Origin of the sequence: Cesiribacter sp. SM1 (assembly GCF_020178975.1) — a bacterium.
Classification (GTDB): domain Bacteria; phylum Bacteroidota; class Bacteroidia; order Cytophagales; family Cyclobacteriaceae; genus Cesiribacter.
On the sequence record NZ_JAHXBU010000090.1, the window covers coordinates 332258 to 346532 of the forward strand.

12 protein-coding genes and 1 pseudogene are annotated in these 14275 nt (G+C 47.1%); 11 read left to right on the forward strand and 2 right to left on the reverse strand.

The window, feature by feature from the left end; all coding sequences use genetic code 11:
- The first annotated feature begins 42 nt into the window (after nt 1–42).
- From KWJ01_RS17890 to KWJ01_RS17940, 11 genes and pseudogenes are all read left to right on the forward strand, one after another.
- Nucleotides 43–1407 carry a Na(+)-translocating NADH-quinone reductase subunit A gene (locus KWJ01_RS17890; RefSeq protein WP_224998299.1) on the forward strand — a complete coding sequence of 455 codons (1365 nt, stop codon included), beginning with the start codon at nt 43–45 and terminating at the stop codon, nt 1405–1407.
- The gene (locus KWJ01_RS17895) at nt 1407–2618 is read left to right on the forward strand and encodes an NADH:ubiquinone reductase (Na(+)-transporting) subunit B (RefSeq protein ID WP_224998301.1); all 1212 of its coding nucleotides are present in this window, start codon (nt 1407–1409) and stop codon (nt 2616–2618) included. Before KWJ01_RS17890 ends, KWJ01_RS17895 begins: the two co-directional genes overlap by 1 nt.
- Nucleotides 2605–3420 carry an NADH:ubiquinone reductase (Na(+)-transporting) subunit C gene (nqrC, locus tag KWJ01_RS17900; protein WP_224998302.1) on the forward strand — a complete coding sequence of 272 codons (816 nt, stop codon included), beginning with the start codon at nt 2605–2607 and terminating at the stop codon, nt 3418–3420. The genes KWJ01_RS17895 and nqrC overlap by 14 nt, the downstream gene beginning before the upstream one ends.
- Before the next feature lie 3 nt (nt 3421–3423).
- The gene (locus KWJ01_RS17905) at nt 3424–4101 is read left to right on the forward strand and encodes an NADH:ubiquinone reductase (Na(+)-transporting) subunit D (RefSeq protein WP_224998303.1); all 678 of its coding nucleotides are present in this window, start codon (nt 3424–3426) and stop codon (nt 4099–4101) included.
- Between the two features lie 4 nt (nt 4102–4105).
- Nucleotides 4106–4714, forward strand: a pseudogene (gene nqrE, locus KWJ01_RS17910) (NADH:ubiquinone reductase (Na(+)-transporting) subunit E); the annotation flags it as partial.
- Between the two features lie 288 nt (nt 4715–5002).
- The gene (locus KWJ01_RS17915; RefSeq protein WP_224998304.1) at nt 5003–5677 is read left to right on the forward strand and encodes a DUF502 domain-containing protein; all 675 of its coding nucleotides are present in this window, start codon (nt 5003–5005) and stop codon (nt 5675–5677) included.
- On the forward strand, nt 5674–6366 hold the full coding sequence (locus KWJ01_RS17920) for a metallophosphoesterase (RefSeq protein WP_224998305.1): 693 nt from the start codon (nt 5674–5676) through the stop codon (nt 6364–6366). Before KWJ01_RS17915 ends, KWJ01_RS17920 begins: the two co-directional genes overlap by 4 nt.
- A 54-nt stretch (nt 6367–6420) precedes the next feature.
- On the forward strand, nt 6421–7290 hold the full coding sequence (locus tag KWJ01_RS17925) for an N-formylglutamate amidohydrolase (RefSeq protein WP_224998306.1): 870 nt from the start codon (nt 6421–6423) through the stop codon (nt 7288–7290).
- The gene (locus KWJ01_RS17930; RefSeq protein ID WP_224998307.1) at nt 7220–9064 is read left to right on the forward strand and encodes a flavohemoglobin expression-modulating QEGLA motif protein; all 1845 of its coding nucleotides are present in this window, start codon (nt 7220–7222) and stop codon (nt 9062–9064) included. The genes KWJ01_RS17925 and KWJ01_RS17930 overlap by 71 nt, the downstream gene beginning before the upstream one ends.
- Nucleotides 9065–9083: 19 nt before the next feature.
- Nucleotides 9084–10139 (forward strand): glutathione synthase, encoded by a 1056-nt coding sequence (locus KWJ01_RS17935; protein ID WP_224998309.1) that lies wholly within the window; start codon nt 9084–9086, stop codon nt 10137–10139.
- Nucleotides 10139–10684, forward strand: a complete 546-nt coding sequence (locus tag KWJ01_RS17940; protein WP_224998311.1) for an O-acetyl-ADP-ribose deacetylase — start codon at nt 10139–10141, stop codon at nt 10682–10684. The genes KWJ01_RS17935 and KWJ01_RS17940 overlap by 1 nt, the downstream gene beginning before the upstream one ends.
- Nucleotides 10685–10784: 100 nt before the next feature.
- Here KWJ01_RS17940 and yidC read toward each other — a convergent pair whose 3' ends face one another.
- Nucleotides 10785–12626 (reverse strand): membrane protein insertase YidC, encoded by a 1842-nt coding sequence (gene yidC / locus KWJ01_RS17945; RefSeq protein WP_224998312.1) that lies wholly within the window; start codon nt 12624–12626, stop codon nt 10785–10787.
- Nucleotides 12627–12638: 12 nt separating this feature from the next.
- Nucleotides 12639–14264 (reverse strand): CTP synthase, encoded by a 1626-nt coding sequence (locus KWJ01_RS17950; protein WP_224998313.1) that lies wholly within the window; start codon nt 14262–14264, stop codon nt 12639–12641.
- Between the last annotated feature and the right edge of the window lie 11 nt (nt 14265–14275).

A 14275-nucleotide genomic window follows, 5' to 3' on the forward strand; every position in this document is an offset into this window, starting at 1 on the left:
TTTTACTATTTTTGCAGCGTTTTACGGGTTAATAAGTACAAAATGTCGAAAGTCATTAAGCTGAGAAAAGGCTTTACCATCAACCTGGCCGGCCGTGCAGAACTCAAAGTTGCCGGTGAGGTGATGCCCGAAACCTTCGCGATCAAACCCACCGATTTTCACGGAATTCAGCGGCCAAAAGTTTTGGTTAAAGAAGGCGATACCGTTAAGGCCGGTACTCCAATACTCTATGATAAAGCCAATCCGCGGGTGCAGTTTGTTGCACCGGTAAGTGGTGAAATTGCAGAAGTAGTAAGGGGTGCCAAACGCAAACTTCTTGAAATCCGCATTCTTGCAGATCGCACGGTGGCATACGAAGAGTTTCCTAAATTGTCATCTAACGATGTAGCGAATCTGCAGCGCGAAGAGGTGGTGGAGCTGCTTGCCAAAAGCGGTACATGGCCTAACCTGGTGCAACGTCCTTACGGCATTATAGCCAGCCCGGATGTTACGCCTAAAGCCATATTCATCTCTTCTTTTGATACCCACCCTCTTGCTCCCGATTACGATTTTCTGCTGAAAGGCCAGGAGCGTTACTTCCAGGCGGGTATCGACCTGCTTAAAAAGCTTACAGATGGTCCTGTGCATATTGGCCTTAATGCCGATGCAGAGGTTTCTCCGGTTTTTACAGGTGTAAAAGGTGCTACGCTTCACAAGTTTAGCGGTAAACATCCTGTTGGTAATGTAGGGGTTCAGATCCATCATATCGACCCGATCAATAAGGGAGATATTGTATGGACCATCAATCCTTACGGAGTTGCCCAGATAGGTAAGCTGCTGGTTGATGGACGCTACGACAGCTCCAAGCTGGTGGCAGTGGTTGGTTCAGAGGTAAAAGACCCGCACTATGTTAAAACATGGGGTGGTGCCAATGTAGGCAAACTGGTGGCAGGTAAAATAAAGCAGGATAACGTTCGCTATGTAAGCGGAAACGTACTGACTGGTACCAATGTTGGCAAAGATGGCTACCTGGGCTACTTTGACAATATGGTAACTGTAATTCCGGAAGGAAACCATTATGAGTTCCTGGGCTGGTTAACAGTTACACCTAAAAAATACAGCTACCACCGTGCCTTTGGTCTGCTCTCGTTCCTGAACCGCAGCAAGCCATATGTGATCGATACAAACCTGCAGGGCGAAGAGCGTGCATGGGTACAGACAGGTACCTTCGATAATATGATCCCGATGGATATTCTGCCGGAGTACCTGCTAAAGTCAATTATGGCAGAGGATTATGATGGTATGGAGTCACTGGGTATTTATGAGGTGATTGAGGAAGATATGGCCCTGTGTGAATTTATAGATGTTTCTAAACACGATGTACAGGCCATCTTGAGAGAAGGACTTACCTTAATGCAATATAGCTAATGAAAGCATTTCGCGATTTACTAGATAAACAGAAACCTTTATTTGAAAAGGGTGGTAAGTTAGAGAAGTTCTATTACCTCTACGAGGCAGGTGAGACTTTCATGTTTACCCCCAACCATGTAACCGGTCCAAAAGGAGCCCAGATCCGCGATGCGAACAACCTGAAGCGCTACATGATGACCGTGGTGATTGCCATGATTCCCTGCTTACTATTTGGTATCTGGAACATGGGCTATCAGCATTTTCTGGCAGTGGGAGAGGAGCCTGAGTTCTGGCCTTCAGTGCTGTTAGGTGCAGAACTGGTAATTCCTATTGTACTGGTGGCTTACGTAGCAGGTGGCCTGGTGGAAGGTTTGTTTGCCGTTGTTCGCAAGCACCCCATCAACGAAGGTTTCCTGGTAACAGGTATGCTTATCCCGCTGATTATGCCGGTAACCATACCGCTGTGGCAGGTAGCCCTGGCAACTATATTTTCGGTTGTTATTGCAAAAGAAGTGTTTGGCGGAACTGGTATGAACGTTTTAAACGTTGCCATGACAGCCCGTGCATTCCTTTACTTTGCTTATCCTACCGATATTTCTGGTGACGTTTGGACCTATTACGGCGATAAAGTGGCTGTAGAAGGTTATACCGGTGCAACGCCGCTGGCGGTTGCAGCACAGGCGAATATAGATGGCGAAGCTGTTACGGCTGCGCTGGATGCCAGCTGGTTTGGCCAGTTAGGCGGGTACTTCGAGCCCTGGAACCTGTTCCTGGGTGCTTATCCCGATTCAATTGGTGCCTCATCGGTACTGATGTGTCTGGTAGGTGCTTTTATCCTGATCTTAACAGGAGTAGGTAGCTGGAAGCTAATGCTAAGCACTGTACTTGGTGCGTACGTAATGGGCCTGATCAATAACATTTTTGCCGTAAATACCTTTATGGAAATGCCTGCTTACTATCATATCCTGATTGGCGGCCTGGCATTTGGTGCTGTGTTTATGGTAACAGACCCGGTTTCTGCAGCCCATACCGAAACAGGTAAGTGGATTTATGGCTTCCTGATCGGGGTGTTAACAGTTATTATCCGTGTGTTCAACCCTGCATATCCTGAGGGCATCATGCTGGCTGTACTGTTAATGAACGTACTGGCTCCGCTGATTGACCACTATGTAGTAGAAGCCAATAAGAAAAGAAGATTAAAACGAGGAATAGCCCGTGCGACAGTCTAATGCATATGTAATAGGATTTGCCGCAGTACTAACCGTAGTACTCGGTGGCTTGCTGGCCCTGGCTGCAGTAGGTTTAAGAGAACCGCAGCAAAAGGCAGTAAAGCTCGATACGCGCACTAAAATATTAAGTGCCGTAATGGAAATACAGGAAGGCGACGATGTAAACCGGATTTGGGAAGAGCGTATCAACTCACTGGTGGTAGACATTGACGGCGACGTGGTAGGTGAGCTTGATAATGGTACGGCCGTGATTGCAGAGCAGATCGACGTAGGAAAAGAATTCAAGAAACCTGCTCAGGATCGTCTTTTCCCTGTGTTCCAGTTCATGAATGAACAGGGCCAGGTAGATTCTTATATCATTCCAGTGTATGGTAACGGACTGTGGGACAGGATCTGGGGCTTCGTGGCTCTTGAGAAAGACCTGGTAACCATCCGCGGTGTGCGCTTCGACCACAAAGGCGAAACTCCTGGTCTTGGTGCCAGGATCACCGATGGCGAGGTACAGGACCGCTACATTGGTAAAAAGATATACAGCAATGTTGGCGAGCTGGTTTCGATCCAGATGGTGAAGTCTGAGGCTGGCGACCCTTCAATCTACGACGAGTACCATGTGGATGGTATGTCTGGTGCCACCATGACAGCCAATGGTGTTAATGATATGCTGCTGAAGTACTTTAAGTACTATTCAAGCTACTTCAAAACCATTGAAACTGCCGATAAAGAAGCGATAGAAGAAGGCGAGCAGATTGAGGAGATCGAAGAGAGCGAGACTCAGTTGATTGATGAACAAGCAAATCAGTAAATTATGAGCGCACAAGTTTCAGAAACTCAAGATATACAGGTAGCGAAAAAGCCCGCAGAGGAGTTGTTCTCCAAACGCAGGCGTAAGCTTATCTCTGACCCGCTGAACGACGATAACCCGATTACCGTACAGGTACTCGGTATCTGTTCTGCTCTTGCGGTAACGAGCCAGATGTATCCTACTACTATCATGGCAATGGCTGTGGTTGTGGTTGTGGTAATGTCTAACCTCACTATTTCCGCCATGCGGAACATCATCCCTAACCGTATCAGGATTATTGTGCAGCTGGCAATTGTAGCTTCGCTGGTAATTCTGGTAGACCAGGTACTGAAAGCATATGCTTACGATGTATCCAGGGAACTTTCAGTATTCGTAGGTCTGATCATTACCAACTGTATTGTAATGGGCCGTCTGGAGGCATTTGCCATGGGTAACAAGCCTTACGATTCAATCCTGGATGGTTTAGGCAGTGGCTTTGGTTATGCCTGGATCATTCTGGCAGTAGCTTTCTTCCGCGAATTATTCGGTGCAGGTGCTATTTATGGATTTGAGGTGTTCAATGCCATTGGCCTGGAGAACTTCCCTAATAACGGTCTGATGGTTACCCCTGTAGGAGCATTCCTTATCCTGGGCCTGATTATCTGGGTGCAAAGATCTAAAACCGGTTACGTAGAAAAGTAAGATTATGGAATTAATAAACTTAGGCATAAGAGCAATCTTTATCGAGAACATGGTGTTTGCCTACTTTCTTGGTATGTGCTCTTACCTGGCGGTATCCAAAAAAGTAAACACGGCCTTTGGTCTTGGTCTGGCTGTAATTTTCGTACTTACCATTACCGTACCAACTAACTGGCTGCTGCAGACATACGTGCTTCAGGAAGGTGCTCTTACCTGGATTAGTGCAGATCTGGCAAACGTAGACCTTTCCTTCCTGCAGTTCATCATGTTCATCGCTATTATTGCGGCCATGGTACAGCTGGTAGAAATGGTGATCGAGAAGTTTTCTCCGGCCCTTTATGGTTCACTGGGTATCTTCCTTCCGCTTATTGCGGTAAACTGCGCCATCCTTGGTTCTTCTCTTTTCATGGTGCAGCGCGATTACACCCTATCTGAGGCTACCGTGTTTGGTTTTGCTTCCGGCGTAGGTTGGTTCCTGGCTATCATTGCCCTGGCAGCCATCCGTGAGCGTCTTAAATACTCAAATGTACCTGATGGTCTGAAAGGTCTGGGCATTACCATGCTCCTGACTGGTCTTATGGGCCTTGGCTTTATGTCTTTTATGGGTATTAAGCTTGGCAACGAAACAGAAGATGAAACTGCTGTACCAGGTGCAGATGTAAAGGAACAAACCGAATTGGTTGTGCCTAAGCAGGATAATGCTGTTACAATGCAGGAGTAAACGAGCCCTGGGCTTGTAATACATATTACATATTTGAAAGTCCTGCCCTTACCGGCAGGGCTTTTTTTGTTTAAATTCTGCAATACATACATCAAAAATGACATTTTTTGCGTATTAAAATTTGCAGATGTAAACAGACCTGCTCTTCACAGCCAGCAACCATAATTCAGGATTTAAATTTTTATGAGCAAATTCACCTCTAAGCGTATTCTCTACTATTTTCTGAGGGGCCTTGTTATTCTGGTGCCCCTGGCGCTTACGGTATACATCATCATTGTAACACTGGCCTGGGTAGATAGTCTTATACCAGTGAATTTTCCCGGGCTGGGCCTTATCATTGTGAGTGGCGTTATTGTGGCCATTGGCTGGCTGGCATCTTCTTTTATTGCCCGGCCTGTATTTGACCTGCTGGAAGAGCTGATCATGGGGGTACCGCTGATTAGCCTTATTTACTCCAGTATAAAAGATCTGCTTTCTGCTTTTGTAGGGGATAAAAAGAAGTTTAACCAGCCGGTACTGGTAGAAATGGAACCGGGAAGCAGCCTCTTTAAAATGGGTTTTATTACACAGGAAGATATGAGCATCGTGGGGCAACCGGGCCTGGTTGCCGTGTACCTGCCACACTCCTATAACTTTTCGGGCAATTTTTACATAGTACCAAAAGAACGGGTAACCCTGCTGTCGCTGCCTAGTGCCGATGTTATGAAATTTGTAGTATCGGGTGGTGTGAGTGGGTACCAGGAGCTGCTTTTGGCCGATGAACATGCCCGTAACCAGGAAGCACAACACTCCACAGCAAACAATACGCCAACAGCTCCGGAAAAACCTTCAGTTTCACGCATAGCCATTGACGGATGAGTCGCTGGCTGGTTACCGATATTCATGGCTGCTACCATTCATTAAAGGCGCTGCTGGAACAGCAGCTGGGCTTAAAGAAACAGGACCATCTCTATCTGCTGGGCGACTACATCAGCAAAGGCCCTTTTAGCAAACAGGTACTGGATTATCTGATGGAGCTCCGCGAAGGGGGCTACCAGTTGCACATGCTAAGAGGAAACCATGAGCAGGAGGTGCTAAATGTGCTAAAAGGAACCACCAGCCTTACAACGTTCCGTGAAAAAGGTGGATTCACTTTTCTGAATAATCTGAACATCAGCCATCCTGCCGATATACCTGATCGGTACATTAATTTTTTTGAGCAGCTCGACTGGTACTTTACCCTGGATGACTGGATACTGGTTCATGCGGGCTTTGATTTTGAACAGGAAGATCCTTTTCAGCTAAGCGATAAGCTGGTTAACATCCGGGACTACAGGGTAAACCTTAGCAAAACCGCAGGCAGAAAGCTCCTGCACGGCCATTCTCCAACAGATCTTGCTGTTATTGAAGACAGCCTGGAAAAAAAAGAATCGCTGCACATAAGCCTTGATGCAGGTTGTGTATATAAGAATAATCCTGCCCAGGCCTGTTTAATTGCCCTTAATGTTGATGAGTGGCAATGGAAAGTACAGAAGAATATCGACGAGCACGACAATTATCATCTCTAAGCTAACTAAAGTGTGTTATGGTAGTTTTACTAATAAACCGAACCATCTTTAGTTATGAGCAAACCATTTTTTGAAATTGTAGGTGGAGAAGGTCCTTTAGTAGTTACTGCTATTCATGATGGGCACCATATTCGTCCTGTTTTAAACGCATATATAGGGTTATCAGCAAAGCAAAGACTACGAGAAGAAGACCCTCACACTGGTAAGCTGGCATCACTTTTTCCTGATCATATTGTTGCTAATTATTCACGCTTCGAAACTGACCTGAACAGATCACGCAATAAGGCTGTGTATTTGAAACCCGAAGATGCCTGGGGGCTGCACGTATGGCGTGAGTCACTGCCAAAAGACGAAGTTGAAGTATCATTAAAGAACTACGACCTGTTTTACAAAGCAGTAGAAAGCTACCTCCTGGATATCATAAACCGGCATGGTTTTGTGGTTATTTATGATTTACACACCTATAATCACAGGAGGGGAGGTCCGCAATCCACACCTGCAGACCCTGCTCAAAACCCGGAAATCAATATCGGGCTTGGAAATATAAACAAGGGTACCTGGAGGCCTGTAATAGACACCTTCACCAATTGCTTTAAAAGTGCTTATCCTGCAGGAGAGGAACCTGACATTCGTGAAAACGTAAAATTTGAAGGAGGACACTTCATGCACTGGGTTCATGAACGTTTCGGTAGAAAAGCATGTGCCATCTCTATCGAATTTAAAAAGACTTTTATGGATGAATGGACCAATGAAGTGGATCAGGCTCACCTGAACCGGCTGGGAGAGGCTTTGAAAAGCACTGAAGCAGAGGTGATAGACAGAGCCAGATTGTTGTTTAGTAAGCCAATACAAAATGATAGATCAAGCAAGCGAACAGATACAGAAATTAGTACACAAGATAAAGAACGACGAGGGCATACATGAGGAACTACCCGGTGGTAGTCTGATACACCTGGACAGGCCAATGCCCTTTATATGTATATATCGATTTCCAAAAGAGGAGAAGAAAACCCCCGAAGCTACTCTTCTGTCAACTCAGGTAGCCTACCTGTACCTGCGCGATAAAGACACCCCACTGATAAAAGACTTTCTGTGCGATCTGGCAGAAAGCATGCAAAAACGTTTTGGAGCTTTTTTAATGCTTGAAATCTGGCAGGCACAGGATCAAAAGGGAATTGAACTGGTAAGTGCTGATGATACCAACGAGCAATTTCTGGGAACATTACAGAAGGAACTCTCCCAGTTTCCGCTCTCCATAGTGCAGCAGGTTACTACTACAGACCACTTTCCAGAGACAAATACACCCCTGCTGCCCCGCCACATGCTCAAGGAGGAAACCGTTCGGGCGCTGGGTATGCAGTTAAGCCCCTTTTACTGGAACAACGAAAACAAGCGCCTTTACCCCATGATCTACCGTCAGTTCAGGAAAGAGTTGTCGGTGGCCCTGCGAAAGTTTTTCTATGACTTTGTGCGGGTGCAAACACGCATGGAGGTGGCGCACTATAATAGCCTGGGGCGGCAAAAAGTTGGTGATGTAGCCTGGAAAATAGACCAGGAGCTGGTGAAAATAGGCAACACCTTTGATTTTCTGCTGTTAACCTCTGTGGTAAACCATAACGAAGCCTGGGAGGAGTTCAGGCGTGGCGGCTTTAACCAGCAACCCACCTTTTTGTACCGCCTGATACCGGTAGACCCCGAGTTATTGAAAAGAAGGCTTTACCAGGTGCCTATTGAGGAGCTGGATGATCCTACACTTGCGTTCATCTTCAGGGATAAGCGCAGAGAACTGGACCGGATGCTGAATATGCTTGAAGAACGGAATACCCGCGACTTCCATTTATCCAGCATACAGGTATTTGGTGGGGTAGAGGAGGAGTTGCTGGCAAAGGCCAACCAGATCCTGGATTACCAGGTAGAAGAAAAAGAGGAAGACGAGGATGAAGAACCGCAGGCCACAGAACGCATTAGCACCGAAGAATTTGTAGCACTGGCCCGGCAGGAAATTTCCTGGATGCAGCAACAGTACAAGCCTTTGGATGCAACGGTAACCATCAGAAATGATATTACCGGACTTATGGTTTCCAGGGGGCAGCTGCTGGTAGGCAGTGGTTTTACCACAACCCGCAAAAGAGCAGATGCCCTTATTCAACACGAAGTAGGTACACATGTGCTTACTTACTACAATGGAAAGGCACAGCCGCTGCAGCAAATGTATGTTGGGTCTCCCGGTTATGAAGATCTGCAGGAGGGACTAGCCGTACTGGCTGAATACCTGGTGGGAGGTTTAACCCTGAGTCGCCTGCGTACCCTGGCTGGCAGGGTAGTGGCTGTAGATTGTATGCTTCATAATGCTGATTTTTCGGAAACATTTCATGTGTTGCACCGTGATAAAGGTTTTACGGCCTATACTGCCTATGGAATTACAGAGCGGGTATATAGGGGCGGAGGCATGACCAAAGATGCTGTATATTTGCGGGGGCTTTTGCACCTGCTCGATCACCTGGCCCAGGGAAATGAGTTACAGCCACTCCTGATTGGAAAGATTCGTCAGGACTATCTGCCCATTATTGATGAGCTCATACAAAGAAAAATATTAAAGCCAGCTCCTATTGTGCCCCGGTATTTCAGCAATCCGGTAAGCATGGAAAGGTTAAGGCGATTGCAAACCAAAACAGACGTACTTTCTTTACTGAACTAACAGCCAATTTTTTAAAAAAATGAAGATACTTTTTGTACTGGATGATGTTGCGACTGAATATGAACGCAACACATCTGTTCTAATGGCCCACCACATGCATAACAAAGGCCATGAGGTGTTCCTTAGCGATGTTCGGGCCATGGCTTACCAGGCTACCGGGAATATGGGGGCACATGCCTACATAGCTCCTAAAAAAAACTACAAAACGCAGGAAGAATATATACAGGATATCACAGGGAATATCAAGAAGAAAGCAGAGCCTGTTATGGTATCTGGCGCGGAACTTGATGTGATTTTCATCAGGAATGATCCATCCAAACAGCAGGGCCAGCAGTGGGCTCAGACCGCAGGAGCCGTTTTTGGCCAGGTAGCCACGCAGGAAGGCGTAATTGTGCTGAACGATCCTTTTACACTTTCAGATAGTGTAAATAAAATGTACTTCCAGCAATTCCCCGAAGATGTTCGCCCCAGAACTGTAATTACCCGTGATCCTAAAGAAATCAAAGACTTTTATCAGCAGCAAAAAAAACAGGGAGTTGTGATGAAACCGCTGCAGGGCTCGGGAGGCCAGGGGGTGTTCCTGGTAAACGAAAAAAATGAAGCTAACCTGAATTCCATGATAGAGGCCAATCTTCGCGATGGCTATATTATTGTGCAGGAGTATTTACCGGAAGCAGCAGAGGGCGATATTCGCCTGTTTATGCTCAACGGCCAGATATTTGAATCTGAGGGCAAAATTGCCGCGATGCATCGTTTTAACGATTCCGGCGATGCACGCAGCAATGTTTCTGCCGGTGGCAAAATCAAGAAAGCAAAAATGACAGCTGAGGTAAGGGAGTTAGCCGATAAGGTTCGTCCCAAGCTGGTGCAGGATGGAGTGTTTCTTTGCGGACTGGATATTGCAGGGAAAAAGCTAATGGAAACTAACATTTTCAGCCCCGGCGGACTTACAGATATAAACATCATGCTGGAATATGATTTTGCTGCACCACTGACAGAATCGATTGAACGGAAGGTGGAGTACCGGCGGGTGTATGGAAACCGCTTATCTAATAAACTACTGAACACACTCTAATGGCGCGTCTGGTTCTTATACAGGGAGATATTACCAAGCAAAAAGTTGATGCTATTGTAAATGCTGCCAACACCAGCCTGCAGGGCGGTGGCGGTGTAGATGGGGCCATTCATGATGCGGGAGGCCCCAGTATACTGGAGGCCTGTAAAGAGATTTTAAAAGACAAAGGCGGAAAAATCAAAACAGGCGAAGCTGTGATTACCACTGCCGGCAAGCTGCCTGCAAAATTTGTAATTCATACCGCAGGGCCTGTCTGGAAGGGCGGTGGCAAAGGTGAATCCAAGCATCTGGCAGACTGTTACCGTAACAGTATGTTCCTGGCGCACGAGCGGGTGCTTAAAACCATTGCTTTTCCTAATATCAGTACGGGCGTGTATGGTTTTCCCAAAGCGCAGGCCGCCGAAATTGCCATTGGCATTGTACGTTCCCTGCTGGAAGAAGAAGAGGCCTATAACATAGAAGAGGTGCGCTTTGTATGCTTCGATGAAGAGAATTTTAAGCTCTACCGCCAGCGTATGAAAGGAGAAATGGTGGATTGTGGCTAAGCCGGTCTGAATAAAATACCAACATTAAAAAAGCCCCGGAAGTATGCTTCCGGGGCTTTTAGTTTATAGGGCTGTTGCGCGTTTAGCAGCAAAGCTTATTTTATTTCTTAGACTTTTTTACAGGCTTAGCGGCGGTTTCCTTGTTCTTTTGAGCCTCCTGGCTTGCCCTTAAGGCTTGCTCCAGGCGGGCCTGGAAACCACCCTTCTTCTTGTCTTTATTCTTCAGGCGGTTGCGCTCAATGATCTGCATTACCTTATCATCGTTCACAAAGCGCTTGATCAGGTCCTGCTGGCCAAAGGTTACAATGTTAGATACAAAGTAATAGTAGGTAAGTGCTGCTGGAAATGAGTTCAGGAAGAACAAAAAGGTAACAGGCATCAGATAGCTAAGGGTTTTCATAGGGCCCTGTACTGCTGCCGACATTTGCTGGTTACGATAGGTATAGAGAATCGTTGAAAGCGTCATCAGCAGCGTGAACAAACTCACATGATCGCCATAGGCAGGTATGGAGAATGGCAGCTGCAGTACACTATCGTAGGTGGAGAGGTCTTCTGCCCACAGGAAGCTTTCCTGGCGTAGTTCTATTGAGTTCGGGAAAAAATAGAACATGGCGAACAGAATTGGCATTTGCAGCAGCATAGGTATACAACCGCTGATCGGGTTAATGCCCAGCTGTGAGTAAAGCTTCATCTGCTCCTGCTGCATTTTCATGGGGTCATCGCCATGCTTTTCTTTCAGCTCATCTATTTGCGGCTTCAGTACCCGCATTTTAGCCATACCTATATAAGATTTATAGGTAAGCGGGAAAAGCAGCATTTTAATGAATATTACCAGCAGCAGAATAATAATGCCGTAGTTGTCGATAAACTGCTCCAGGAAGTGGAAAACAGGAATGATCAGCCACTTGTTGATGGGGCGCAGAATAAAGTAACCCAGGTCTACATTCCTGCCAAAGCCATCGGCTACATCGTTCAGCAAATAGTAGTTGTTGGGGCCAAAGAAGTAGGTGAACTGTCCGCCGGCCAGTGCAGCACTATCGGGCAGCTGCATGCGTATATCTGAGTGTTTCAGGAAAGTAGTGTCTCCTGCAGGAACTTCGGCAGCAACATAACCACCGGTAAAGGCTTTATCGGCAATGATGGCTGTGGTAAAAAACCTGTGGTTAAAACCAACCCATTTCACTGCTTCCTCTATCTGGGCCTCTTCCTTGTCAGATACATTTTTGTCCAGTTCTTCAAAGTCTTCGCCGGCAGTATAGTACTTAATGGTACTGCGCTGACGGCTATCTTCCAGCTCGCGCTCCAGGTTGCGGTAACGTTGCTGCCAGCGGTAGCTGAGTGCCTGGCTTTCCAGGTTGTTGCTTAGGCCACTGGTTTTAAACTCATACTGCAGCTGGTAGCTATCGGCGGGCAGGGTATAAATATGCTGCACCTGGCCACCATTGGCAAGCGAAAGGCTAAACACCACCTGCTGGCCGGCATCAGTAGTTCTGGTTTCAGCATTATAATACAGGTCGTACAGGTTTAAAGTACCTCTGTTGGTATTTGCCTCCAGGCTAAACTGAGCATTGCCTTCTTCGAGCAGGTAAAGTGGTTCGTGGTTATAGGTAGTGTACTCCTTAAGCAAAACACTGCTTGGGGTAGCACCTTGTGTATTAAGGGCAACGCGCACCACCTCGTTCTCAAGCACTACTTCCCGAGCTTCGCCCTGCATGCCGGCAGCAAACTCACCCCAGCGCTGGTTTAGCTGTGCCTGGCGAACAGAATCGGGTAGTTGCTCGGCCTGGGCTGCTGCCGTATTTTGAGGAGCGCCCTCTTGTACAGCGGTAGTAGTCTGCGCGGGGGGAATAGTTTCCTGTGGAGGCTCTGGTGCAAAGAAGAACATGTACACTAAAAAGAGTACACTGATCAGCACCAGGCCGGTTACTTTATCTTTATCCATTATTGCGTGTTCTTAGTCCTTCTGTTTTTTTTGCTTGTACTCCAGCGCCGCTTTAATGAAGCGGATAAAGAGTGGATGGGGATTCAGCACTCTGCTCTTCAGCTCAGGGTGAAACTGGCCGCCAACAAACCAGGGGTGGTCTTTCAGCTCAACCATTTCTACCAGTCCGGTATCGGGGTTGATGCCCGAAGCCAGCATGCCGGCAGCTTCAAACTCTTTTAGGTATTTGTTATTGAATTCGTAGCGGTGGCGGTGGCGCTCGCTGATCTTGTTTTTACCATATGCCTGTGCTGCCTTGCTGCCTTTGCGAAGATCGCAGGTATAGGTGCCCAGGCGCATGGTGCCCCCCATTTCCTGTATGTTCTTCTGATCTTCCATCATGGCAATAACAGGGTGAGGTGTTTCCTTATTCATTTCTGTAGAGTTTGCACCTTCCAGACCCAGCACATTGCGTGCAAATTCAACCACGGCCACCTGCATACCCAGGCATATGCCCAGGAACGGAATGCCATTCTCGCGCGCAAAGCGCACCGTCTGTATCTTTCCTTCTATGCCCCTGTCGCCAAAGCCAGGTGCCACCAGTATGCCATCCAGCTCACCCAGCAGCTGTTGTGCATTTTCTGCTGTAACCTCTTCAGAATGGATCAGCTTAAGATGCACCTTACACTCATTATAAGCGCCGGCATGGGTAAAAGATTCAATAATAGATTTATAAGCATCCGGCAGCTCAACATATTTGCCAATAAGGCCAATTCTGGTCTCGCTGGTGGGGTTTTTCAGTTTTCCTAAAAACTCTTTCCAGTGCTCAATGGCAGGCTCCTGCTTGTGCGGCATGCGCAGTTTGCTTAGCACCCGTTCATCAAGCTTTTCCTTGAGCATGAGCAGCGGTACATCATAGATAGATTCTGCATCGCGGGCCTCAATCACAGAGTTGATGTTTACGTTGCAGAACAGCGCCATCTTTTTGCGGATGTCGTTGGGCAGCGGGTGTTCTGCACGGCACACCAGTATATCAGGCTGAATACCCGCCTCAAGCAGCTGCTTTACAGAGTGCTGGGTAGGCTTGGTTTTTAGCTCGCCGGCAGATTTAAGGTAGGGCACTAGTGTGAGGTGTATCACCAGGAAGTTATTCTGGCCAACCTCCCATTTTACCTGGCGTACAGCTTCTATAAACGGCAGGGACTCTATATCGCCAACACAGCCGCCAATTTCGGTGATGATGAAATCGTACTCACCGGTTTCGCCCAGCAGGTAAACGTTTCTTTTGATCTCGTCGGTAATATGGGGTACTACCTGAACGGTTTTTCCCAGGAATTTACCCTGCCGTTCTGCCGTGATTACATTGTGGTAAATACGGCCGGTGGTAATATTATTGGCCTGTGAGGTGCTGATATCCAGAAAACGCTCATAGTGCCCAAGGTCAAGATCGGTTTCTGCACCGTCCTCGGTTACGTAGCATTCGCCATGCTCGTAGGGGTTGAGGGTGCCCGGATCGATGTTGATGTAGGGGTCGAATTTCTGGATGGTAACCCGAAAGCCGCGGGCTTGCAGTAACTTGCCAAGGGATGCTGATATGATGCCCTTGCCTAGGGATGAAGTTACTCCGCCCGTAACGAAGATATATTTAGCTGATGACATTCACGTACTTA